Origin of the sequence: Microcoleus sp. Pol14D4 (assembly GCF_036701245.1) — a bacterium.
GTDB lineage: Bacteria > Cyanobacteriota > Cyanobacteriia > Cyanobacteriales > Microcoleaceae > Microcoleus.
The window spans coordinates 22,341-45,050 of the sequence record NZ_JAUBQM010000054.1 but is presented as its reverse complement, the minus strand read 5'-3'; the positions used below and the strand labels follow the sequence as shown (position 1 = coordinate 45,050).

20 protein-coding genes are annotated in these 22,710 nt (G+C 46.9%); 14 read left to right on the top strand and 6 right to left on the bottom strand.

Annotation, left to right across the window (positions count from 1 at the left end):
• Positions 1-160: 160 nt before the first annotated feature.
• Entirely contained in the window at positions 161-373 is a 213-nt protein-coding gene (locus QUA33_RS18940; RefSeq protein WP_333097600.1) for an Hfq-related RNA-binding protein, read from the top strand.
• Positions 374-487: 114 nt separating this feature from the next.
• On the opposite strand, the gene QUA33_RS18935 is transcribed toward QUA33_RS18940, so the two are convergent.
• Positions 488-2,803 (bottom strand): cation:proton antiporter, encoded by a 2,316-nt coding sequence (locus tag QUA33_RS18935; RefSeq protein ID WP_333150222.1) that lies wholly within the window; start codon positions 2,801-2,803, stop codon positions 488-490.
• 118 nt (positions 2,804-2,921) lie between these two features.
• Between QUA33_RS18935 and QUA33_RS18930 the strand changes: the two genes are divergently transcribed.
• The 8 genes from QUA33_RS18930 (at position 2,922) to QUA33_RS18895 (ending at position 11,427) form a co-directional block, all read left to right on the top strand.
• Entirely contained in the window at positions 2,922-4,016 is a 1,095-nt protein-coding gene (locus QUA33_RS18930; RefSeq protein WP_333150218.1) for an acyltransferase, read from the top strand.
• A gap of 566 nt (positions 4,017-4,582) precedes the next feature.
• Entirely contained in the window at positions 4,583-5,644 is a 1,062-nt protein-coding gene (locus tag QUA33_RS18925) for an NADH:flavin oxidoreductase/NADH oxidase (protein WP_333150217.1), read from the top strand.
• Positions 5,645-5,812: 168 nt separating this feature from the next.
• On the top strand, positions 5,813-6,106 hold the full coding sequence (locus tag QUA33_RS18920) for a hypothetical protein (protein WP_333150215.1): 294 nt from the start codon (positions 5,813-5,815) through the stop codon (positions 6,104-6,106).
• Between the two features lie 28 nt (positions 6,107-6,134).
• Positions 6,135-7,040, top strand: a complete 906-nt coding sequence (locus QUA33_RS18915) for a D-hexose-6-phosphate mutarotase (RefSeq protein ID WP_333150213.1) — start codon at positions 6,135-6,137, stop codon at positions 7,038-7,040.
• A gap of 332 nt (positions 7,041-7,372) precedes the next feature.
• The gene (locus tag QUA33_RS18910; RefSeq protein WP_333150211.1) at positions 7,373-8,899 is read left to right on the top strand and encodes a phosphomannomutase/phosphoglucomutase; all 1,527 of its coding nucleotides are present in this window, start codon (positions 7,373-7,375) and stop codon (positions 8,897-8,899) included.
• A gap of 52 nt (positions 8,900-8,951) precedes the next feature.
• The gene (locus tag QUA33_RS18905) at positions 8,952-9,179 is read left to right on the top strand and encodes a hypothetical protein (protein WP_333150210.1); all 228 of its coding nucleotides are present in this window, start codon (positions 8,952-8,954) and stop codon (positions 9,177-9,179) included.
• Positions 9,180-9,739: 560 nt separating this feature from the next.
• Positions 9,740-10,681 carry a M23 family metallopeptidase gene (locus QUA33_RS18900; protein ID WP_333150220.1) on the top strand — a complete coding sequence of 314 codons (942 nt, stop codon included), beginning with the start codon at positions 9,740-9,742 and terminating at the stop codon, positions 10,679-10,681.
• Positions 10,682-10,890: 209 nt separating this feature from the next.
• Positions 10,891-11,427 carry a late competence development ComFB family protein gene (locus QUA33_RS18895; RefSeq protein WP_006631395.1) on the top strand — a complete coding sequence of 179 codons (537 nt, stop codon included), beginning with the start codon at positions 10,891-10,893 and terminating at the stop codon, positions 11,425-11,427.
• 251 nt (positions 11,428-11,678) lie between these two features.
• On the opposite strand, the gene psb29 is transcribed toward QUA33_RS18895, so the two are convergent.
• Complete coding sequence (gene psb29 / locus QUA33_RS18890; protein WP_333150208.1) at positions 11,679-12,392, bottom strand: photosystem II biogenesis protein Psp29; 714 nt, start codon at positions 12,390-12,392, stop codon at positions 11,679-11,681.
• A 342-nt stretch (positions 12,393-12,734) separates the two neighbouring features.
• Between psb29 and QUA33_RS18885 the strand changes: the two genes are divergently transcribed.
• A complete protein-coding gene (locus QUA33_RS18885) occupies positions 12,735-13,355 on the top strand; it encodes a chromophore lyase CpcT/CpeT (RefSeq protein ID WP_333150206.1) in 621 nt (206 codons plus the stop codon).
• 235 nt (positions 13,356-13,590) lie between these two features.
• On the opposite strand, the gene QUA33_RS18880 is transcribed toward QUA33_RS18885, so the two are convergent.
• Both QUA33_RS18880 and hemF read right to left on the bottom strand, forming a co-directional pair.
• The gene (locus QUA33_RS18880; protein ID WP_006631392.1) at positions 13,591-13,953 is read right to left on the bottom strand and encodes an STAS domain-containing protein; all 363 of its coding nucleotides are present in this window, start codon (positions 13,951-13,953) and stop codon (positions 13,591-13,593) included.
• A 57-nt stretch (positions 13,954-14,010) separates the two neighbouring features.
• Positions 14,011-15,054: an oxygen-dependent coproporphyrinogen oxidase gene (hemF, locus tag QUA33_RS18875; protein ID WP_333150204.1), complete on the bottom strand. Its 1,044-nt coding sequence runs from the start codon at positions 15,052-15,054 to the stop codon at positions 14,011-14,013.
• A 281-nt stretch (positions 15,055-15,335) separates the two neighbouring features.
• Here hemF and QUA33_RS18870 point away from each other — a divergent pair, with 281 nt between their 5' ends.
• The 4 genes from QUA33_RS18870 (at position 15,336) to QUA33_RS18855 (ending at position 18,036) form a co-directional block, all read left to right on the top strand.
• Complete coding sequence (locus tag QUA33_RS18870) at positions 15,336-16,406, top strand: Mrp/NBP35 family ATP-binding protein (protein WP_333150202.1); 1,071 nt, start codon at positions 15,336-15,338, stop codon at positions 16,404-16,406.
• A 131-nt stretch (positions 16,407-16,537) separates the two neighbouring features.
• A complete protein-coding gene (locus QUA33_RS18865) occupies positions 16,538-16,729 on the top strand; it encodes an NAD(P)H dehydrogenase subunit NdhS (protein ID WP_006631389.1) in 192 nt (63 codons plus the stop codon).
• A 168-nt stretch (positions 16,730-16,897) separates the two neighbouring features.
• Positions 16,898-17,590 carry an HAS-barrel domain-containing protein gene (locus QUA33_RS18860; protein WP_333150200.1) on the top strand — a complete coding sequence of 231 codons (693 nt, stop codon included), beginning with the start codon at positions 16,898-16,900 and terminating at the stop codon, positions 17,588-17,590.
• Positions 17,591-17,733: 143 nt separating this feature from the next.
• On the top strand, positions 17,734-18,036 hold the full coding sequence (locus tag QUA33_RS18855; protein WP_333150198.1) for a Rieske (2Fe-2S) protein: 303 nt from the start codon (positions 17,734-17,736) through the stop codon (positions 18,034-18,036).
• A gap of 180 nt (positions 18,037-18,216) precedes the next feature.
• Here the strand turns inward: QUA33_RS18855 and QUA33_RS18850 are convergent, their stop codons facing one another.
• Positions 18,217-21,117 (bottom strand): TIGR02921 family PEP-CTERM protein, encoded by a 2,901-nt coding sequence (locus tag QUA33_RS18850; protein ID WP_333150196.1) that lies wholly within the window; start codon positions 21,115-21,117, stop codon positions 18,217-18,219.
• Positions 21,095-22,666, bottom strand: coding sequence for an exosortase O (xrtO, locus tag QUA33_RS18845; RefSeq protein ID WP_333150194.1), 1,572 nt, complete (start codon positions 22,664-22,666; stop codon positions 21,095-21,097). The genes QUA33_RS18850 and xrtO overlap by 23 nt, the downstream gene beginning before the upstream one ends.
• Between the last annotated feature and the right edge of the window lie 44 nt (positions 22,667-22,710).

Below are 22,710 nucleotides of genomic sequence, written 5' to 3'. Positions count from 1 at the left end.
TATCCTTGCTCTTCGCTGTGCTTATCTCAACGGTCAACTTTCACTTTGATGTATTTGCCAAACTGAGATGCACCCCGCTTGTAGTTGGGACACTAAGGGTTAAACGGTATAAACAGAAGAATATGGTTTAAGGTAATATTTGACTATATTTTTCTGAACTATGTCTGAATTTGAAACCGGATTGCCCAGCGTTCGCTTAATACAAAGCTACATCAAAGACAAACAACAGGTGGAGATCAAACTCCTGACCGGCGACTTACTAGCGGGCAGAATTTTTTGGCAGGATAATAGCTGCATTTGCCTCCTCGATCCCTCAGAAACACAAATTCTGATCTCGCGGCCAGCAATTGCTTATCTCAAACCCAACGGCTGAGGAGAGGGGGAGAGAGGGAGAGTGGAAAAATCTTCCCTCTTCCCTCGAACCTCTTCCAACTTCGGTCATCCTGACCTCCGTTACATCCGTTACAAAATCCGTTGCCGAACTTCCCTAATCGCTAAACAGCTTTTCGCTGACTTGGGCCTTGACCAAAGGCAGCTTTAAAGCAGGTTGCGGCACCGGTGGTGAGGCCGTCCGCTGCATCAAGCCGAGCTCGTAGAAGCCGCCGCACAGCAGCAAACGATCGCCTTCTTGCAAATTGCTAGTTCCGTCCGGCCAGCGAGTAAATTTCCCTTCCCGGCGGATCGCCCGCACCTGCACCCCGTACTGGGTCAGCAAATCTATCTCTGACAGTTTTTTGCCCGCCCAAGGGCTGTTGGCTGGCAGTCTCAGCCACTGGCAAGAACTGTCCCCCTGCGGCACAGCAACTTCCCCTTTCGCCAGCAACTCAAAACTGATGAGTTCTTCCGGTTCTCCCACTACAAAAAGTCGATCGCCCGAGTGCAAAGCTGTCTTGCCGTTAGGATAATCAATTTCCTCGCCATTCTCGCGGACGATCGCCATCACGCTGACCCCTGTCAACTGCCGCAAGTTAGTTTCTTCCAGAGTCATGCTGGCGATGGGAGAACCTGACGGCAAGTTGTACCACTCGCTGTTCATATCTCGAACCGCCACTTTCAAATCCCGCGAAACAGCCAAAGGTTCGCGCGGTGGCCGCAATTCCAGATAGCGGCTGCTGCGAATTTGCTGCACATCTCGCCCGATCGCGGTTGCCGAGAGTCCCATGCCAGCCAGCAAGTGGGAAGACAGTTCTAAACTGGCTTCAAACTCCGGCTGCACAACTTCCCAGGCCCCCAGTTGGTAAAGCAGTTCGATGTCTTTATCTTGGTTCGCGCACACCACAATATCCAAATCCGGGACTAATTCTAAAGCCCGCTTCAGACACAACCGAGTGCTCATGGGATCGGGAAGGGCGATCGCCATTGCTTTTGCCCGTTCCACCCGGGCGGCTTCCAATACGTGCAAGCTGGCAGCATTCCCGTAAATGTAAGGAATTCCTTGGACTCTGCACTCTTGAATTCTACTTTCTGACTCGTCGATCACCACAACTGAACAGTTGCGACTTTGCAGCATTTTGACTAAAATTCTGCCTACTCGCCCGTAGCCGCAAACCACAACATAATTTTGTTCCGGCAAAGTTTCAGCTATAGCCACAGGTTGAGATGTTTCGTCAAAATAGCGCTGCAAAGGCCCGAAATTTTCCGCCCATTTCAATAACTGCGGCACGCTTCTCAATACAAACGGAGTTAGCACGAGGGTGACGGCTGTCGTTCCTAAAATTAACAGGTAAACGTTCCGCGAAACCAGCCCCATAGCTTGGCCGGCACTAGCGAGTACAAAGGAGAATTCTCCTATTTGAGCTAAGCCCAAACCTGCGATCAATGCTGTTTTTAGCGGATAGCCAAATAGTCGGACGATCGGCGCGACGATCAAGAATTTGCCGACAAATACTAGAAATACCAGTCCCAGAATTAATTCTAGATGGTTCCACAGAAACACCGGGTCGATTAACATTCCGATCGTGACAAAAAATAAGGATGCAAAAATATCTCGTAAAGGCTCGACATAAGTGAGAGTTTGGTCGGCATATTCAACTTCTGAAATCATCAAACCCGCCACAAATGCGCCCATCTCGATCGAAAAACCCAAATATTCTGTCAGCAGCGCAATTCCTAAAGCCAAAACCACAACTCCCAGCAAAAACAGTTCCCGACTTTCTGTTTTCGCCAGGTAGCGCAGCAACTGCGGTACGATCCAAATGCCCGCGACTACAGCACCGATCGCAAATAACCCGATCCGCACTAGGGCCCACGCTACCGTCATGCCGATCTCTTCTGCTGGCTGATTGAGTGCCGGCAAAACTGCTAGCATTAACCCCAAGGCTAAATCTTGAACTACTAATATTCCCAGCATGACTTGACCGTGGGAAGTACCGGATTCATTGCGCTCCATCAAGCACTTGAGTACAACTGCTGTCGAAGAAAGCGACAGAATCGCTCCTAAAAACACGCCTTGAGCGGGCGATTCTACCCAGCCTACAGCCAAGGAAATTGCAGTAGTAATGGCGATCGTCAGCACAATTTGCAAGCCCCCCCCGCCCAAACTAATGGCTTTTACTTTCTGGAGTTCGGCGAAAGAAAATTCCACTCCCAAGGCAAATAACAGAAAAGCAACCCCGAATTCAGCCAGGGTGTCTACCTGAATTAATTCTTTAATCAGCCCCAAACCGGCCGGCCCAACTACGATCCCTCCCAGGAGATACCCGAGAATTACCGGCTGTCGCAACAGCGATGCAAAGAGTCCTCCTGCTGCGGCAGCAGCGAGAACTAGAACTAAGTCAACGATCAGTCGGAAGTCTTCTTGCACAACTTTATGAAAAAAGTATAAAGTTATATTATAGTATCTAATGTGTTGACTATATTTGGCGCGTTGAATATAGTTGATAAACCAGCACAACTGCCACCCTTGACCCAGGTATTTTCTCATGGCACAGAGTTCAACTCCTCACAAAAAGCTTAACCTCTTGCAAGTTTATCGAGGGATTGCGGCTGTATTAGTGGTAATGTTTCACCTCAACGAGATGAGCGGCGAGAGATTAAATCAAGTTACTTTTTTTAATTTATTTCAGGCTGGGTGGAGCGGTGTTGATTACTTTTTTGTATTGAGCGGTTTTATTATGGTGTATGTTCACCGATCGGCGATCGGTAAAAAAGACCAGTTAAAATCATTTTTAGTCAAACGCGGCGTGCGAATTTACCCCATATACTGGATAATTACTCTAACAGTTTTGTGTTTTTTCCTAGTAATTCCAGGTTTTGCTAACAATAAAGATTTAAGTGTGGGACAGGTAATTGTATCGCTGCTCTTGATTCCTCAAAAGGACAAGCCCATTCTGGATGTAGGTTGGACTTTAACTTACGAAATATATTTTTATGTATTGTTCAGCATAGCTATTTGGCTGAAGCCCAAACATTCTGCGCCTATACTTTCGGCTTGGCTATTGGTAACGATTTTAAATTTTTGTAAATTTATAAACTTTCCCAAATCTTTTTTCTTGCTAAGTCAAGTATTTGGTAATATGAATCTAGAATTTGTTTTGGGCTGCTTGGCTGCCTGTATTGTGATTAAATATAATAATAAGATTGGCAAGTACAGGTGGATATTATTTGGAATAGCCAATTTAGGATATGTTATTCTAGGAATTCTCGTCGCATGGGGAAACATAGAGTTTGAGCGCGTCACTACTTTTGCAGTGCTAGCAGCTCTGTTAATCATTGCTGCTACCTCGATAGACCTCAAGGATTCCCCGAAAATTCCTTATATTTTAATTTTTTTGGGAGATGCGTCATACTCGATATTCTTGACCCACGGGCCTCTGATTTCAGCAAGTACAAAAATTCTCCAAAAGGCGAAATTAGAAAAATATTTTGACGGTTTCTTTGCTCCGGCTCTACTGGCAATGTTCGCCGTAGTTTTCGGTTGCATATTCTACTCTTTGATAGAAAAACCATTGACAGTTTTTCTGCGGAAAAATATTGTTGAAAAAATGTTTACTCCCAACGCAGAGAGCCGAATTTAAAAAATCCGAAGGTTTGCCGCTTTGGGAAGTTAAGAATCACGATACTGTCTGCTGTGAAATTAATCTCCTTCTAACGGGTTATTGTTACTTTCGTACTCCCAAGCCTAAACTGTGATTTTATTGCTCAAAAACGCACTCGGTCGAGATATTTGAGCTGTATACTGACAAGCCCTCGGAGACTCGAGATTATGGGGATTATGGACAGCCATCTCTATGCACTCGCGATCGAGTCAATTGCCATTGAACGTCTGATTGTGTCAAGCCAGGGGAGTCAAAGTGACGAGGATTAGGTGAAAGCTGCAGTAGCACCTGTAAAGACTGCGCCAGAGCCGATCGAGTCCCTAACTGCAGGACACCCGTATGAGCTAGCTCGGTCACGAACTGAGCATTGCCGATTTCTACATAATTCCCCTCTTCACCTACCTATCGCAGACCCCAGAGTACGAAGCAACGATCGCGCGAACTTCAAAGCTGCGGACTGGGTGGAATGAGGTCAGTCAACTTCCTACTGTGAAGAAAGTCTGTACTTGAGATCTGTGCACTTTATAACTTAAGGGTTTACAACCATGTCGCATTTATTTGAGCCATTGGATCAACGCGGTGTTACATTCCGAAATCGCATTGCAGTTTCTCCCATGTGTCAATATTCAAGCGTTGATGGATTCGCCAATGATTGGCATTTGGTTCATCTCGTCAGTCGAGCCCTAGGAGGGGCAGGGCTTGTCATGACTGAAGCAGCGGCGGTCGAGCCTGAAGGACGAATTACGCCGCAAGATTTGGGAATGTGGCAAGATCCTCACAGTGAAATGTGGGCGCGAATCGTCGAGTTAATTCACCGCAACGGTGCAGTTGCGGGAATTCAACTTGCTCATGCAGGTCGAAAAGCCAGTACAGCAGCTCCGTGGGATGGCGGCGATGTGCTTTCGGAATCCCAAGGAGGATGGACTTCGATCGCCCCTAGCGCCATTCCATTTGAACCCGATAGCCCCGCCCCGATCGCTGTGAGTATCCAAGACATTCAAAACTTGACCGCATCCTTTGTTAAGGCAGCTCAACGCGCCCTCGAAGCAGGATTTGACGTAATAGAGATTCATGCGGCTCACGGCTACCTACTGCATGAATTTATGTCTCCTTTGAGCAATCAACGGACAGATGACTATGGTGGCAGTTTTGAGCATCGCATCCGGTTTTTATGTGAAGTCGTACAAGGGGTGCGAAATGTTTTGCCGGATCGAACACCGCTTTGGGTTCGCATCTCTGCAACCGATTGGGTTCCACATGGTTGGGACATTGAACAAAGTATTGTACTCAGCGATAAATTAAAGTCACTGGGCGTTGATTTAATCGATTGTTCTTCAGGTGCAATTGTACCGGGTGAAAAGATTCCGACGGGTGCAGGTTATCAAACTATTTTTGCCGATCGCATTCGACGCGAAGCCAAAATTGCTACCGGAGCAGTTGGTATGATTACTGCACCCGCGCAGGCCGACCACATCATCCGTACAGGTCAAGCAGATATGGTATTACTTGCCAGAGAAATGCTGCGCGATCCTTATTGGCCGATGCGGGCTGCGAAGCAACTACGTCAATCAGTGCCTGCTCCAATTCAATACGCTCGCGCTTGGTAATTAAGCGGCTTTGCGATCGCCCGGGCGATTGCCTATGCCATTGACAGCCCGGTGATGTGGATGCCAACGAAACGATCGTCCGTCCGACTCGTCAGCAGTTGTAAAGTGGGGCGCATGAAAGTCGAGCGACTCAACGGAATTTAACCCAATGGCTCAACGGGAGACCGAATGGCTGGTGAAATGCACTACATTCGAGGTTGCACAGGTAAGCCGTTGCTGCTGATTCACGGTTTTGCGCGAAGCTGGCGATCGGGGCATCCCATCCTCAACGAGCTCGCTGCTAAACGAGATCGGCTTGCTTACGGAGAAATCAGCAAAGTTTGTCGGTGGGTTCGATCGCACATCGCCTCGCGATCGGTTGGCACTTCCAATCTTTTTGTCGGAGGGCGTGGTGGTGTCGATCGCACCTTCCCCCGTCAAACCCAACAATCTAATCAATCTCGCAACCATAATATCGGATAATTGTAAAGCAATTAACCAAGCTAACAGCATGAGTATTGACCAATTAAACACAGACTACGGCATTGCCGGCCACCTCACCTTCGCCACGGGAAACGGTGGTTTCCCGATGATTCACATCGACAACGGTCAAGCCAAAGCCTTAATTTCTGTGTATTCCGGTCAAGTTCTCTCTTTTCAACCAGCCAGCGAAACTACAGATTTGATGTTCGTTAGCGAAAAAGCCTACTACGCTGAAGGGAAAGCCATCAAAGGCGGTATACCCATCTGTTGGCCCTGGTTTGGCCCCGATCCCGAAGCCTTGGGGCGTCCGAGTCATGGGTTTGTGCGGAATCGTCTCTGGAATGTGCTAGAAACCGCCACAACCCCAGACGGCGCAACCAAAGTCACTCTAGGACTCAAGGATACCGATGAAACTAGAGCAATTTGGCCCCAAGCCTTTGAACTGGCGATCGCAATTACGATCGGCACCACCCTCACTGTAGAATTAATCACCCGCAATCTAGGCGACAAAGCATTTCCCCTCACGCAAGCTTTCCACACCTATTTCCAAGTCGGCGATATTAACCGCGTGCAGGTTTTAGGTTTAGAAAATAGCCAGTATCTTGATAAAGCGGATGGTGGTGTCGAAAAAACTCAAGTGGGTGCAGTGGTAGTAACAGGTGAAGTCGATCGCATTTATCTTGATGTCACCAATGAATTAGTCATTGACGATAGCGCCCTCAATCGTCGGATTCGCATTAAATCATCTGGTAGTAAATCCGTCGTAGTGTGGAATCCCTGGGTGACAATTTCTGCAAATATGGCCGACCTTGATGATGCAGATTATCAGCGTTTACTCTGCGTAGAAACGACCAATGCAGCTACAGATATTGTGGAAGTTCCCCCTCATGGTGAGTTCCGCTTGCAGGCCATTTACAGCGTTGAACGCGACTAAGGAATTAGAGCTTAATTTTAGCGGTGATGGAGCCAAAATTCCCAGTAAGCTGTTCAACATTGCAATTGAATATTTTGGGCGTTGCTCAAATCCCACCCACAAGACTGGGATTGTTTCTTTAAATACAACTTAAATGCCGATTAGCTGATTGAATTGAAAAACTCTGTCACCCTAATGACTAATAATACCAAATCCAACATTTCTCCCCGGTTTATTTCTTAGTCCGCGAAAGAGGCTCGGCGAATCTGACTCGAACTGTCTAGCCACAGACGAAAGTTTGTACGATCGGTTTCAACCGCCGACTCCGATATTTTTACTTACCATCAATTATTATGCAAATCTTCAACTGGACAAAACTTCAAAATGGATCGGACATTCGCGGTATCGCCCTCGAAGGCGTTCCCAATGAACAAGTCAACCTAACGCCCGAAATTGCGACAATTTTAGGTAAATCCTTTGTCAGTTGGCTGGTGCAAAAACTCAATAAACCAGCGGCAGAATTAACGATCGCGATCGGGCGTGACAGTCGCCTATCAGGGCCAACCTTAATGCAAGCAGTCATGGAGGGAATCGCCTCAGTGGGTGCAACCGTGTACGACTTTGAAATGGCCTCAACCCCCGCCATGTTTATGAGTACCATTACCCCTGGTTTTGATTGCGACGGCGCGATTATGCTCACTGCTAGCCATTTGCCATTTAATCGAAATGGCTTAAAGTTTTTCACTGCCAAAGGTGGATTACAAAAGCAGGATATTACAGATATCTTAATACTAGCCCAAAGCAATTACTTTGAGCCAGCCTCATCGCCCGGTAAGATTACAAAGCATGATTTTATCTCAGTTTATGCTAACCAATTTGTCACAAAGATTAGGGAATCAGTCAATCACCCCGATAACTTTGAGCAGCCGCTGAAAGGATTAAAAATTGTTGTGGATGCAGGCAATGGTGCTGGCGGTTTTTATGTTGATAAAGTCTTAAAACCTTTAGGTGCAGACACCACGGGAAGTCAGTTTTTAGAACCCGATGGTACTTTCCCCAATCATGTGCCAAATCCTGAAGATAAACAGGCAATGCAGTCAATTTGTCAAGCAGTAATTGAACATCAAGCTGATTTTGGGATTATTTTTGATACCGATGTCGATCGCAGTGCGGCTGTCGATCGAGTTGGCAAGGAACTCAATCGCAATCGCTTAATTGCGTTGATTTCTGCGATCGTATTAAAAGAACACCCAGGCTCTACCATTGTCACCGATTCTATCACCTCTGATGGCTTGACACAATTCATCGAACAGGATCTAAAAGGCATTCACCATCGCTTTAAACGCGGCTACAAAAATGTGATTGACGAGTCGATACGCCTCAATGAAGCCGGACAGGAATCATGGCTGGCGATTGAAACCTCTGGACATGGAGCTTTGAAAGAAAATTACTTTTTGGATGATGGCGCTTATTTGGTCAGCAAATTATTGATTGAATTGGCTAAGTCAAAACTAGCCAACCAATCTTTGCCAGATTTAATTGCGAATTTAAAAGATCCCGAAGAAAGTGTAGAATTTCGGATTAAACTTGGTGTAGATGATTTCAAGGCTCACGGATCTCGCGTTATTGAGCAACTGCAAGAATTTGTCTCAACGCAAGCCGACTGGAAAATAGTTCCCAACAACTACGAAGGTCTGCGAATTTCCTGCACGTCAGCTAGCGAATCCGGCTGGTTTCTGTTACGATTATCACTCCACGATCCGGTGATGCCTTTGAATGTTGAGTCTAATGTTAAGGGTGGTGTTGCTCACATAGTCGCTCGGCTTTTAGCTTTTTTCCAAACCACCGAATCCCTTGATTTTTCGGCACTATCGATCTAAGTTTTACTGGTGTCAGACAATTACTAAACCCAACCCAAGGAGGAATTTAATCATGTGGCTTTTAATCATAAAATGTTCTGCAGAAAGCTGGGATATCCATTCCAAAGCTTTCAAAGCCATCGCGGCCAAATATCCAGCCACGCCTTCCTCTTCCAAAAAGATGAAAGGCGACGGTCAACGCATCATGGAATATCAGCTTGAGAATGTCAATGATGTAGAGGAATTTATGGAAGAATGCTTGACGTTAGATGGTTTCACTGCTACCTTTGAATCCCTATAATTCTAGGCGATCGGATTATAGCAAGTCTCAATTTTTATCTCATACCATTTTAGAGGTGAGATTTTAAAATTGGAAATCAATAATATTTTGCCAAAAACAGGCTACAATAACTAGAGAGTTAGAGGAAGGTTCTCGGAAAGTAAACCGCCAAGAAAAAATTGATTTAACTGCTCTTGAGTTAAAAATAATTCTGTTGTAGCGCCGTGAACTATAACTAATACCAATTGTTAAAAACAATGTAATAGTACCTAGGACTGATAAAATATAATCATCCGGTTATAGATGAAGAGTGTTTCTGTTATAACTTGGGCTGTCCTAGATTTGTAATGGAAATTGTAGTGTGAGCGTCTGCCTCAAGCGGGCTTTCCTCCCCGCACTACGGGAATTCTTATTATTCTTATCACCTCAAGTTGAGTATTTATTTAAGTTAGTATCTCATCTCCAAATTTTTGACCAAGCTTTTTACCTAAGGCTTTTTCTCTCGACTTATTGCGGATTGCTATAGTTAGTCTAGATAGTTAAAAATATATCAGCGAGACAAAGATTAAGGACACCTAGTGATGATAATGACTGTGATTCGAGGCAACGGCGGGCTAAGTGCCGAAATAGTTACGGGTCGGATTTGGCGGTGGGGGCAGTTGAAAGCAAACAAGCTAACCGCCAGTTCGATCGGGGGAATTGTTGCTGGCTTTCTGAGTTTTGCCCTGCCGGTGCAAGCTTTGCAGGTAGTTGTGACGCCGACAAATCCAGAACTGGGAGATACGCTGTCAGTAATGATTCAGGTTGACGGTAACGGGGGGGAAACTCCAAAAGTTTCTCTCCAGCAAAAAAACTACCCCGCGTTTCCCATCGGCAACGGCCGCTTTCGTGCCTTGCTGCCGACGACGCCGGTAGAGAAAGCCGGTGCCCGCCAAATCCAGGTCACAGGTGACGGACAAGTGCAGAAGTTGAGCGTGCAAGTGCGCGATCGAGATTTTCCCACTCAATCTATCTGGCTTCCGCCTGGGAAAGACGAGGAAGGTACAGATGCTGAATTCGATCGCGTAGACGCATTTAAAGCACTGGTGACACCCGAAAAATTTTGGGACGGCAAATTGTTGCGCCCCAACTCCGGCGAAATTACTACTATTTACGGGGTGCGACGTTATTATAATGGGGTGTTTGCTCAAGACTACTACCACCGCGGCGTTGATTACGCAGGTGCTTACGGTTCCCCTGTCGTGGCACCGGCAGCAGGTCGGGTGTCTCTAGTGGGACGCGAATCGCAAGGCTTCAAAATCCACGGGAACGTGGTTGGTATCGACCACGGTCAGGGGGTAGCAAGTATTTTGATGCACCTCAGCCGGATTGATGTCAAGGAAGGCGATGTCGTGAAAGCCGGTCAAGTAATCGGTGCTCTGGGGTCAACGGGGGCTTCTACAGGCCCTCACCTGCACTGGGGACTTTACGTGCACGGGCAGTCCGTCGATCCTGTACCTTGGCGGCTTCAGGGAGTTGAGTAGGAATTTTTACAGGTTTTGACGGATTTATCAGTCAATTATGGGGTAAGTTTGTGGCTGGGGTGTGCAGATAACTGTTATGGGTTATCTGTAATTGAGTTAGGATTTGTATAAAATTTCTCAACTCAACCCTCACAACTCAAATCTCAAGACGCTAACCATCGCGTCTTCACAAAACTTTATTAATGATGCCGTTGAGCGGGGACGCATATATGAGTATTGAAAAAATTGTTGAACAGGCTTTGCAGGATGGTTATTTAACGCCGTCTATGGAAGCTGAGGTGGGACGGATCTGCAATACGGCTTCGGAATTGTCGATCGAAGAGTACATGGCTCTCGATCGTCTGATGGGATCTTTGTTGACTGGCGAAGTTGTGGTTCTCCCACGCAAACAGTTCATCAACGTTATGGAAGAGTTGGTACTCAGCGATGCGATCGCTAGGGTGGCCGAAATTGAGGCGACGAGCGACCTGAGTCTGGATGTGGGAGATATTGCAGCTTATGCCTTAAATAGGCTGCCACCTCTGTACGCTACGACAGAAGAGGGCGCTCACTTTCAAAGGGCTAGGGCTAAAGAGCAACTTCACGATTTGATTTCCAAAGAAGTCAACGCAGCCATCGCCCGCAACTTAGACAGACCCGACACCCCAAACCCGACAGCTTTGGGCAAGTCTTCTGGAAACGAGGTTCTTTCACAGCTAAGCACTTGGCTGCAAGCTAACGCCACTAATTTTGAACCCCAGCCTTAGTACGACCCCAAAAGCTCTATTTCAGTTAAGCCGATCCCGCTCAATTCAGAAAGCGGGATTTTTAGTTTCTGAGCAACCAACATCTGAAGGCACAAGGTGGAAGCCAGAATTCAAGAAGAACAATTAAAATTTAAGATTTCTTTATTTTGTGTAAAAAATAAAAAATCCCTCTTTCTTATTCCTTGTTCCTGACATCCGTTACATCCGAAGAAAGCGAATCCGTTGCCAAACTTCCTGCTTCCCTGAAAGGATTAATTGTTGCTGTCAGAAGAGTCTGCCGAGGGGCCAGCGGTAACTTTTGTTTCTCGCTTTTCGCGTTTTTTCCGTTCCGCTTGGATGACATCTTGAAGCACTATTCGCGCTTGAGCCATTTTTTCTAAATTGCTGCGGTACAAATCTAAATCTTTGCTAACTTTGTCTTCTGGCAGGTGCAAGGCCGCACTGACTTTAGCGATCGCACCGTTTCGCGTTTCTTGGTCTTTTACTAAGTTAGGATCAGCTTTTTCTAACAGCGAGAACAAACCGATCGCGAACAAGCGGCTGTACTTAAATTGAGGGTTGCTGGCTATCGCCCCTAAAGACGCTTGCAAATCCGCTGTATCTTCAAAGCTCGTCGAGCGATCGAGCCACGAGAGCAACTCTTGTCCGGAAAGTCGCTCTGCCAAGCTTTCCAATCGCTGAGCGTCTTGCTTGTAGCGCTCTGGCTCGTCTTCTAGGGACTTGCACAAAGCGTTAAAAATCGAAACTCTGTCTGCTTCTGGGGCGTACCCAAGCATGAATCGATCGAAAGCTGTCACTACACCCAAAGCATAAATCGGGTCGTATTGAAAATCGGCATTCGCCGAAAGCAAGTGCATTTCTACCATCAACTCTTCCACCACTCGACGGTAAATTGAGTTGATCGGTCGAGTGTGAATCGTATAGAAACTTCGCTTAGTATCTGAAACAGTACGGTTATTGTTCACCTGAGTCTTATAGATAAATAATTTTGCCGTAGCGGGCGTGCCAGCGCGGCGTGAGTAAAGTCGGGGGAGTCAATTCTGCGAGCGGGCTGACAAAAATTGCCAGTTTTTTTTAAGCGTTGCCACCTCCTTGCGAGAAAAAAAATTATCAAAAATATTTTACGCGCGATCGGCAGCAACAATTAATATGTCGCAATAGGAGGGAAAAACCCCAGTATCTTTACAATCATAGCTTAGCTGGGATCGCTCATAAATCTAATCTTCTGACTTGCCCAGCCTAGATATGGTCTTGCATATCACAATAATTTTTTTTGTCAACCCCTAATCGTGAAAAATCAAACAAACATGACAATTTCTCCTGAATTAATAGCTTTAGCCCAATACATGGCGGGCGAATTTGACAACCGGGAACAAGCGCTAGCAGAGCCGACGTGGTACGTCCACCTTCGTATGTGGCAAAGACCACTACCCGTTCCGTTATTTTCCGAACCCAGCATTGCCTTGTTTGCCGAACAAGCCAACATCCTGGAATTAGACAAGCCATACCGCCCCCGCATCGTGCAACTGAGGCACTCACAGATAGCGCCGGGACTTATCGAAGCTCAGTATTATATGTTCCACGACATTACAGCCGTCAAAGGAGCCGGTTGCAACCCCGACTTGCTTGGAAAGCTAACGAAGGAACAAATCCAACTCCTCCCCGGCTGCACCCTGTCGGTTGCAGTGCAAAATTTAGCCTCAAACAGCTATCGCTTTCGGGCATCTTTGCCGGAGGGCACTCGCTGCGGCTTTGCCTACGGGGGGCAAAATTACCAAGTAGACTTGGGATTTGAAGCCGCAGGCGAGGAATTTCTCAGCTACGACAAAGGAATAAACCCCACGACAGGCAAGGCTATCTGGGGAGCTTTAATGGGCCCTTTTAGATTTGTCAAGCGTCAGGATTTTGCTGCTGAGATATTGGTTTGAAGCAAGAAACAAGGAAGAAAGATTTAGCTATCTAGGATAGAAGGCAAGACTTTACCTTGACCTATTCTTCTACTTTAGTGTTTTGGTGAACCCCTCAACCTCTCAAGAAAGGAAGAAAGCATAAGGAAGCTGGCAAGAATTTACCTGCTTCCTGTTCTTGTGCAGGGTTCCGGCGCATTTTGTGAGCCTCAAGCTTAAATTGCGCTTACACCGCAACCGATGCAAGCGGGAGCGGTCAACTTGCGCGCGGCACCCCCTCTAGAGCTTCTTCTTCCGTTTCAAAGATTTCAAACACAGAATCCATCATGGTGACTTCAAACACCAGTTTGGCTTCGGGATGAACATTGCAAATGCGGAAACTTCCCTTAACTTTATCCGCATCCCGCATACCTGCTACAAGTGAGGTCAGGCCAGAGCTATCGATAAAGTTAACCTGACCAAGATTCACTACAACATGGCGGCTAAGTTTGGAAATACACTCTTGCAACTTGAGGCGGAATTGCCAAGCTGTAGTGATGTCCAACCGTCCTGTCGGTGCTAAGACGATAACTGTTGTACCGTCTTGAAGCGTGTGGGTTTTTTGATCAATATGAATCACTGACCCTTCCCTCAAATTTATTATCTATCGCGGTGGTTACTGTCCCAGTAGTTTAACTCAGGTCGGTGACTGCTGAGGCATCCAATTCGCCCAATCTTGCGGTTTTAAGAACTTCGAGTAGAGTTCGGCTTCGGGAGAGTTGGGTTCTGGCTCGTAAGAGTATTCCCAGCGTACCAAAGGTGGCAGGGACATTAAAATCGATTCGGTGCGTCCGTTGGTCTGCAAGCCAAAGGTCGTGCCTCGATCGTACACCAAGTTAAATTCAACGTAACGGCCGCGGCGGTAAAGTTGGAAATTACGCTCGCGCTCGCCGTATTCTTTCGATCGGTGCTTTTCAATAATAGGGGTGTAAGCCGGCAAAAATGCCCGGCCACAATCCTGTACGAAGGCGAACAGCGACTCCCAAGTTCTAGGTTCCGGCACGCCGATGTTGTTGCTGCACTCAGCGGCTTTGCCTTTGACATGATGGTCGCGGTAAAGCGCGCCTTGAGCGCTTTGGTAGTCAAAAAACAGACCGCCCACGCCGCGGGTTTCTTGGCGGTGGGGGAGGTAGAAATATTCGTCGCACCAGAGTTTAAAGGTCGGATAATATCCGGGATGGTGGCGATCGCAAGCTGCTTTCAGAGTTTTGTGAAAATGAGCTGCATCCTCAGCGAACGGGTAATAAGGAGTCAAATCCACACCGCCGCCAAACCACCAAATCGGGCCGGCCTCAAAATAGCGGTAATTCAGGTGAACCGTAGGCAAGTAGGGATTGCGGGGGTGCAGCACCATCGAAGTGCCCGTTGCATAGAAATCGTGACCGGCAGCTTCTGGGTGCTTTGCCAAAATCAAAGCCGGCAAACTTTCGCCCCACACTTGGGAAAAATTGACTCCCCCTTGTTCAAACACATCGCCTTCCCGCATGACGCGAGAACGTCCGCCGCCGCCTTCGGAGCGTTCCCAAGAGTCCTCCTTAAATTTGCCAACGCCATCGAGCTGTTCGAGGGATTGACAAATTTCGTCTTGTAGGGTTTTCATAAATTGGCTGACTCTAGCTCTCGAGTCAGCGGGTGGCAAAAACGGGGAAGTGGCTGTTTTAAGTGTTGTAGAAACTGTCATCCGATTTTAGATTTTAGATTTTAGATTTTAGATTGAAGAATTGCGACCACGGATCAATTCGGGGATTGTGACCAAATTGCTTTCGGTCGTAGAAATTCTTGCCGAGCGCATTTGAGTTTGAGATTGACCGTGAGTCCCAAATCCAGTCGTCATGTAATTATGCCACCGCAGGTCTGCAAATGATCGCTATGAAGTTACATTAAAAAATAGCAATAAAAATATACTTAAACCTGCGATCGAAAATTCGCTAACCCAATTGCAGAGCTATGGTGGAGAACACAATGCCCAATACACTCGATGTTAGTTCAGTCTTAGAAATCCTGCGACCCGTGCAAGACCCCGAACTGCAAAAGAGTTTGGTGGAATTGAACATGATTCGTAACATCAAAATTGACGGCGGTGTCGTCAGTTTTACTTTAGTGCTGACCACGCCTGCTTGCCCGCTGCGAGAATTTATTGTCGAAGATTGCCAAAAAGCGGTCAAACAGTTGCCAGGAGTCGAAAAAGTGGCGGTGGAGGTGACAGCCGAGACGCCGCAGCAGAAAGGAGTGGTCGATCGCCAAGGCATTGAAGGAGTTAAAAATATTATCGCAATTTCCAGCGGCAAAGGCGGCGTCGGCAAAAGCACGGTGGCGGTAAATGTGGCAGTAGCGCTGGCGCAAACTGGCGCTAAGGTGGGTTTGCTGGATGCCGATATCTATGGACCCAACGACCCAAATATGTTGGGTTTGGGGGACGCGAAAGTCATGGTTAGGGACGGAAAAAGCGGAGAAACCCTCGAACCCGCTTTCAACTACGGCGTCAAATTGGTGTCGATGGCGTTTTTAATTGACAAAGACCAGCCCGTGATTTGGCGCGGCCCGATGTTGAACGGAATCATCCGGCAGTTCCTATACCAGGCGAATTGGGGCGATTTAGACTATCTGATTGTCGATATGCCTCCGGGTACTGGAGACGCGCAGTTGACAATGGCGCAAGCGGTGCCGATGGCTGGTGTTGTAATTGTGACGACGCCACAGACTGTGGCTTTGTTGGACTCTCGCAAGGGCTTAAAGATGTTCCAGCAGTTGGGAGTGCCGGTGCTGGGAATTGTGGAAAACATGAGCTATTTTGTGCCGCCGGATATGCCAGACAAGCAATACGATATTTTCGGTTCCGGTGGCGGGGAAAAGACTGCTGCTGAGTTGGGAGTGCCGCTGTTAGGCCGCATTCCGCTGGAAATTCCTTTGCGGGAAGGTGGCGATTCTGGGGTGCCGATCGTGGTGGGGCAACCGGGTTCTGCTTCAGCTAGGGAGTTGCGGGCGATCGCGGGCCGCATTGCCGGTAAAGTTTCCGTAGCAGCCTTAGCCTAACAAACTCTCGTTTCTGGGCTTTGCCTCGCGTTTTCCTGTACACGAAGATTTGCCTAGTTCTCAGGCTCTGCTTGGGAACTAGAAACGAGAAAAGGTAAGCTATAAACAGCCAACTTAACATTCACAGAATTATGATTTTTCCAGGTTCGGCAGTTCGAGTTAAAGATAAGGGTGAGATTTACTACGCCTTTCAAGGACAAGTTCAGCGAGTTAGTGATGGGAAGGTCGCGGTACTGTTTGAAGGCGGGAATTGGGACAAGTTGATTACGTTCCGGCTGTCGCAGTTGGAACTTGTGGATGCTACGGCTGGTCGCGTGAAATAGTTCAGTAGTCAGCGGTCATTAGTCATTGGTAATTGGTAATGGGTAATTAGTCATTGGTAATTGGTAAAGTACCCAAGACCAGGCTACTAACTGAAGACCCTTGACAACCAGCACAAAACCAATGGCTAATGACTACTAACTAATAACTAATAACTAATAACTAAAACTATGCGTTTACCTTTACCCCAATTTGCTACAAAAGAGCGCCATCCCGATCGCATTGCTGAGGTAATCGAGACGGCAACGTCGGAATTTTTGGCTCAATGTTTGGAACCGGAAGACTTAAGTTTTCCCGTGATGCCGCCTTTTGGGAGTTGGGTGAAGGCCGAGGATGAAGAGTCGAAAAATCAAATCTACGGCGTGGTTTATTATGCCACGACTAGCCCGATAGACTCGGTGCACCGAGCTCGCGCTTTGGGTTTATCCCTGGAAGAGTTGCGGGAAGAACAACCGCAGATTTTTGCGATGCTCAAAACCGAGTTTCGAGTGGCGATTGTGGGGTTTGAGGCTGCGCCGGAAAGGTTCAACGGTCACGGGCCATCTAGGGGTAAAATTTATCAGTATTTGCCGCCGCGCCCGCCGCAAATTCACCAGGCAGTTTATCGCTGCGAACCCGATGAGGTGATTGATTTTACCGTGCAGTTGGATTTTTTGAGGACGCTGCTGGGGGTGGCTAATGCGCCGGTGGATGCGCTGACGGCGGCGGCGATTCGGGAGATTTATCAGTTGCGGATGCGCGATTCCCTTCGGGATAGCTACGCTTCACGATCTTGGTTGGTGGAAGCGGGGAGGAGTTTGAGTGTTTTGCTGAAGGATGATTACGACAGATTGAGGGTGATTTTGAGCCAGATTCATCCGTAGGGAAAAGCTGGAATAAAATAATCTGGACTTACGCAAAAAGTGGTTTGACCCGCTACGGATAGCAGTAAGGTGTGCAAGGCGCACCCTACATAATTAGGTTCTGCGTAAGTCAAAGTCGGGTTTTTTCGGAGGAAAAATATTTTATGTGGGTAGAGATAACAGGGCTGAATCAAGTTCCCGAATGGGATATTTTGAAGGTAAAAGTTGAAGGTACTTCGCTGATTTTGAATCGTCAAGGCCTGAATGTCACTTGTTACCGCAATGCTTGCACTCATTTAGAATATCCGATCGACATGGGTAAGGTAAGCAGCGGTATCATTACCTGTCCGTTTCATAAGTATCAGTACAAATTAGATACTGGTAGATGTTTGAATGCACCCAGCGATGCCCTGGAATCTTATCCGGTAAAAATTGAGGGCGATCGCGTTTTTGTAGACATAGATTAGTTATTCGTTATTAGCTAAGTCCGACAGGGGTTTAAACCCCTGTCTCATAGCTCAAGTCGTCTCAAGACGACTGTAGATTAGTATTTGATATTAAGTCCGGCTTAAATACCCCCTCACTCTCCTAGTCTGCGGAGGCAGACTTTGTTTGACAAGGAGCGGTTTCAACCGCCGAACCATCTTTCAACCTACCATTTTCGCGCGCCGCTGACGGAGGAAAACCGCTAAAAGCCCGATCGCACCTACCGCCAAAAGCAGCCATTCTTCGGGTTCAGGAACCCCCGAAACATTCAGAGGATTATTCGGCTTAGTTAACTCCTCCTTACCAGATTCTACCTCTCTGTCAAATCGATCGCTCTTAGCTTCCGCTGCTTTTAGTTGCTCCCTTTGCGCGTCATTAACTAACACAATCATCGAAGAATAAGGCGTCACCACTTTGAAATTTTTAGCTACTGCGTGCATTGCATCCAGTTGCGTCAATTGATTGGAACTTTTCTGCTTGCTAAGTGCAGTTATTAACTGCCGCGCAGCTATCGGTTTAAAGCCTTCATTGCCGGCATTTTTTGACTCTGCGACGGCCGCCGATTTTGCAATTTTTTTCGGCTGCGGGGTTTTGGCATAACTCCAAGCATAGCCGTCAACAACGCTAACTGTAGATTGACCCGAAGCTGCTGTCGTTGCTACTCGCTGCATCGCCTCTTTCATATCTGTAGAAACTCCGCCGCCGCTATCTTGAATAAGCTTCAATGTTGCGTCGTCGTAGCCGGGGGGCAAACCTCCCAAATGCACTGTCCATAGCGGTGCAGAGATGGAAAGTTTAGGTTTGCGATCGTCCGACAATTCGTAACTGTGGCGATCGCTCACCACAAATACAGTATCGTAACTTTTATCGCCCCGCAACTGTGCAAACTGTTGCAGCATATCTTTGAGCTGGATTGTACCGTAAAACGTCACCTTTGCCGCATCGAAATTGCGTACATCTTCCACCAACTTAGGCGGCATTCCCGCAGCGCTGGCGACATACAAATCAACAGCATTTTTGCCTTCTGCATTAGCTTTCAACCATTCAAAAGTCTCTTTTACTTCTTTATTTTCCGCCACCATGCTGCGAGAAGTATCGAGAATAACTGCAAACTTCTTGCGTTGCGGTAACAAGTAATTTGCATCAGCCAACGGCTTAGCAGAAATGATATTTCCTCCCGGTAGAACCGCCTGCTGCGCTGTTAGAGGTTGCTGTGCGGCGGCGGGCAAAAAGGGTGGCAGCCAAGTTTCTCTTGCTTCTTTCCCGCTGTATTTTACCTCTTTTCCGGCGATCGTGCGGCGCGTATTTTGGTTCCAAAAAATGTTGCGTTTCTCAGCCAAAACAGGCATAGCCCAACCCTGCGGCTGGCGCATGACTTTGTAAGTAAGCCACAGGTGCATTTCCGTTGGCCCTTCTGTTTGGGTGAATTCTCGTTTGGCCGGGATTGGAAAAGCGCGCAAGCGGTATTGTTTGGGGCCAATTTGTTCTAGCAAAGCCGGATCGACTCTTTCTACTACCTGTTGGTTGTAGACTTGCTGGGCCGCACCGCGAGGCGATACAGTAAATGCAAAACGTTTGTTTAAATCGCCAGTATCGCCCAGCCAAACTCCTGTAACTGCGGCGCTTTCCGGCAGCGAAAAGTAGTAGAATACTTCTTGCAAGTTCGGCGTTTGATTTTTGTAAACTTCGTAGAGTTGAACGTCAGCCCAGTCGCCGTTTTCTTTGACAGTCACTTCTTGCGATTGCAACCATACTTTTTCCTGATTGACATTCAGCAAACCCGCTTTAGCTTCTTCCTGGTTTGAGGTTGACTGTACCGCGTGTTTTACTGCTTCTGTGTCGCCTTTTTGCAGTTCCGTATCGAAGAATTCGCCGTAGAGTTTTTCGGCTTTTTCCACATCAGCACTAGAGCCTTGATACAAAAACGGCGACATTAAAAAATTATAGCTGTTCTGCAAAGTTTGAGCCGCGCCGTCAGGGAAAATCCAACTATTTTTGTATATCTCATAAATGTGGTTGTTTTCTCCTACAGTGCTCAGGTAGCGGTAAGGGGACAAATAAGCGTTAACTAAGCCCGCTCGAATCATATCAGACTTGGCTAATAAAGTTTGGCGGCTGCTGTCGTTTGCGGGGTGATTCGCTAGCATTTTCAGTGCTGCAACTTGTGGCTGCTGCTGCAAAGCGGAGAAAATAGCCAGCCAAGCTGCTATGACTCCCAAACTTCCGATTAGCGCTTTATTTTTCCCGTATTGTGCAGCAAAACTCTGCCATATTTTCCGCCCGGAATGAATGTAGAGAAAGCCGTATAGCGAAGGCATGACAACGAATAAGCTACAGGTTAAACCAAACAATATAAACGATAGCGGTATCCAAATTAAAGCCGAGGCCCACGCCCCGTATTTAAACATTTCCAGAAATTGTGAAACCCATGTAAACTTAAAAAATTGAATGACGACAAATAAGAGTCCATAAAGTGTATACAATGCCACAGGTACAGCGTAATAAAGCAGCAATGTTGCCGCCCAAGTGCCAACTACTACCATTAAACTGTGACATCCTAATTGCAGCCACGCACTTCGCTTTTCTCCGATTAATCTGAAAATACGAGGCTGTTTATTATGGGAATTCTGGGAATCGAAAATATTTTGAACATTTTCTCTTTTACCCAGATATCCGTACAGCATTTCCACTGAAAATGCTGCAATGCACAAAGCAATAGTAGCGATGATTTGAGAACTAGCTGGAGTGAGTTCTCGCAGCAGGAACAAGCGGAGCAAACAAAGCAAAAATAGCGGTGCTTCTACGCCGTAAAACCAACGCATTAGCTGTAGGGGTTGCTTGCTAAAACGCCTAGCTCCTATTACAGTACATACAGTCGGTACTGCGATCGTAGCTGCCATCGTCAAAGAAAACTCTAGCGGGATGGTGCCATCGATTGTGGCCTTAATTAATGGCCCTCCTATAATAGGCAAAATTCCCAAGTAAACAATCGACAAAAAGGTCAAGTTCCAAACCCAAAAAATTGCTTGAAAAATTCCATCAAATACCTGTTTTATTTTCATTTATTTGTCCTGACAAGCTTTGTTTAACGGTAGTGTATACATCACTCACAAACTCTTTTACTTCATAATTTTCTGCTGGTAGCGAACTGTCAAATAAAATGGAAACTAGCACCCAATTGTGATTTTTGTGAGTGATATCGCTGCCGATACGAGAGATGAAGTTATCGGTAGTTAGCTGTGCAGATTGCAGCCAGTATGCTGCTGATAATTGGTAGTTTTTGAGAGACAGCCAGCGCCCTGTTACTGAAGGAGTTAGTTGTTTTTTTTCTATGCGATTGACTGGAATTCCGCTGGCTACAAAACACAACTCGGGGGCGTGATAAGTTTGCCAAGATGTGCTCGCTACTGTGAGCATGGAACCGCGCAAGTTGCCGGCGATAAATCGGATTTTTTGTGTTTGCGTGTCTGGATAGTTGCCAAAGAATTTTTGTTCGCTAGGATTCAGGGGAATCGACTCTGATTTAATGTATTCAGGTAATGTTAAAGGTGCGATCGCCATTTTTGACGTTTCTACATGAGACAGTTGAGCCATGACTGCCAAAACTGTCACTGCTGCAATTATTCCGGGTTTTGCTAAAGGGTGATTTGGGAGTATTCCTGAGTTTGGTTTTGCAGAAATACCGCTGGTTTTTTCTGGCTGAAATTTCGGTACTCGTTGCAGCATTAACCACGTCACAAAACAAGCACAGACTAAACCGACTATCCCCAGAGGAACGTGCATAATTTGTGCTAGATTTGGCTGTTTAAACACTTCTGAAACCAGGACTAACACGGCAACCCGCGCAGCGTTAGCACACACCAACATTAAGAGATTAGCAGCGCCGACTGCTACCCATCTTAAACTCAATTTACGGCCTTCCAGCCAGGTAGCAGCTAGCAAAAATAGTGTTCCGACTAATAGGGTTTTAATGCCACTACAAGGCACGTCAACCTGAGCGATGCCGTTTTCCAAAACGATAATATCGTAAGAAGAAATAGCCCCAATGTGCAGCATTGAGAGCAACTGTTCTACTACCTGAGCAGTCAGCACTCGCGCCGGCAAACCTAATCCGCTATTCAACTGACTGTTGAATGGTAAAATACAAGCCAGCAAGCCCGCAACTGGCAAGTTTTTTTGCCAAAAGTTCTGCTCCACCAATAAGCCGCACAGCCCGTAAGTTCCGAGGATAAATAGCAGGACATTAACTTGTTTGATATCAATTATGTACTGAAGGGCGATCGAGCAAATACCCGCACCCAACATCAACAGCAGCGGATATCGCCTCAAAACGAAATTGGGCGAAAATCCCGGCGGGCGATCCTCTTCGAGGGCTGCGCTAACGGAGTTCCCGCTCGATCGCACTACTAATGCTACAATCAAAAAACCAATTACTATCTTGTACAGTGTGGGTATCTCAACAAACGAGGATAACAGCCACTTAACTGCCGAGATATTGGCCCAAAACCAAGCAAGGGCTAACAAACAAGGAGCCAGCCAAACCAAATTAACCCCAGAATTGGGACTGACAGCATCTGGAAGGTCAGAATTGGGAATATTGGTGCGCTGCATGATACCGCTTGACATTCAGGTTGGTGACATCTTAGCTCAGCAAA

Bases quoted from the DNA above. Each gene is read 5' to 3' on its own strand.
- hemF (WP_333150204.1), bottom strand. From the start codon at position 15,054: ATGACAGTTTCTACAACACTTAAAACAGCCACTTCCCCGTTTTTGCCA.
- QUA33_RS18925 (WP_333150217.1), top strand. From the start codon at position 4,583: ATGTCGCATTTATTTGAGCCATTGGATCAACGCGGTGTTACATTCCGA.
- QUA33_RS18855 (WP_333150198.1), top strand. From the start codon at position 17,734: ATGTGGGTAGAGATAACAGGGCTGAATCAAGTTCCCGAATGGGATATT.
- QUA33_RS18940 (WP_333097600.1), top strand. From the start codon at position 161: ATGTCTGAATTTGAAACCGGATTGCCCAGCGTTCGCTTAATACAAAGC.
- QUA33_RS18915 (WP_333150213.1), top strand. From the start codon at position 6,135: ATGAGTATTGACCAATTAAACACAGACTACGGCATTGCCGGCCACCTC.
- QUA33_RS18865 (WP_006631389.1), top strand. From the start codon at position 16,538: ATGATTTTTCCAGGTTCGGCAGTTCGAGTTAAAGATAAGGGTGAGATT.
- QUA33_RS18870 (WP_333150202.1), top strand. From the start codon at position 15,336: ATGCCCAATACACTCGATGTTAGTTCAGTCTTAGAAATCCTGCGACCC.
- QUA33_RS18885 (WP_333150206.1), top strand. From the start codon at position 12,735: ATGACAATTTCTCCTGAATTAATAGCTTTAGCCCAATACATGGCGGGC.
- QUA33_RS18930 (WP_333150218.1), top strand. From the start codon at position 2,922: ATGGCACAGAGTTCAACTCCTCACAAAAAGCTTAACCTCTTGCAAGTT.
- QUA33_RS18900 (WP_333150220.1), top strand. From the start codon at position 9,740: ATGATAATGACTGTGATTCGAGGCAACGGCGGGCTAAGTGCCGAAATA.
- xrtO (WP_333150194.1), bottom strand. From the start codon at position 22,666: ATGCAGCGCACCAATATTCCCAATTCTGACCTTCCAGATGCTGTCAGT.
- QUA33_RS18920 (WP_333150215.1), top strand. From the start codon at position 5,813: ATGGCTGGTGAAATGCACTACATTCGAGGTTGCACAGGTAAGCCGTTG.
- QUA33_RS18860 (WP_333150200.1), top strand. From the start codon at position 16,898: ATGCGTTTACCTTTACCCCAATTTGCTACAAAAGAGCGCCATCCCGAT.
- QUA33_RS18895 (WP_006631395.1), top strand. From the start codon at position 10,891: ATGAGTATTGAAAAAATTGTTGAACAGGCTTTGCAGGATGGTTATTTA.
- QUA33_RS18905 (WP_333150210.1), top strand. From the start codon at position 8,952: ATGTGGCTTTTAATCATAAAATGTTCTGCAGAAAGCTGGGATATCCAT.
- QUA33_RS18910 (WP_333150211.1), top strand. From the start codon at position 7,373: ATGCAAATCTTCAACTGGACAAAACTTCAAAATGGATCGGACATTCGC.
- QUA33_RS18850 (WP_333150196.1), bottom strand. From the start codon at position 21,117: ATGAAAATAAAACAGGTATTTGATGGAATTTTTCAAGCAATTTTTTGG.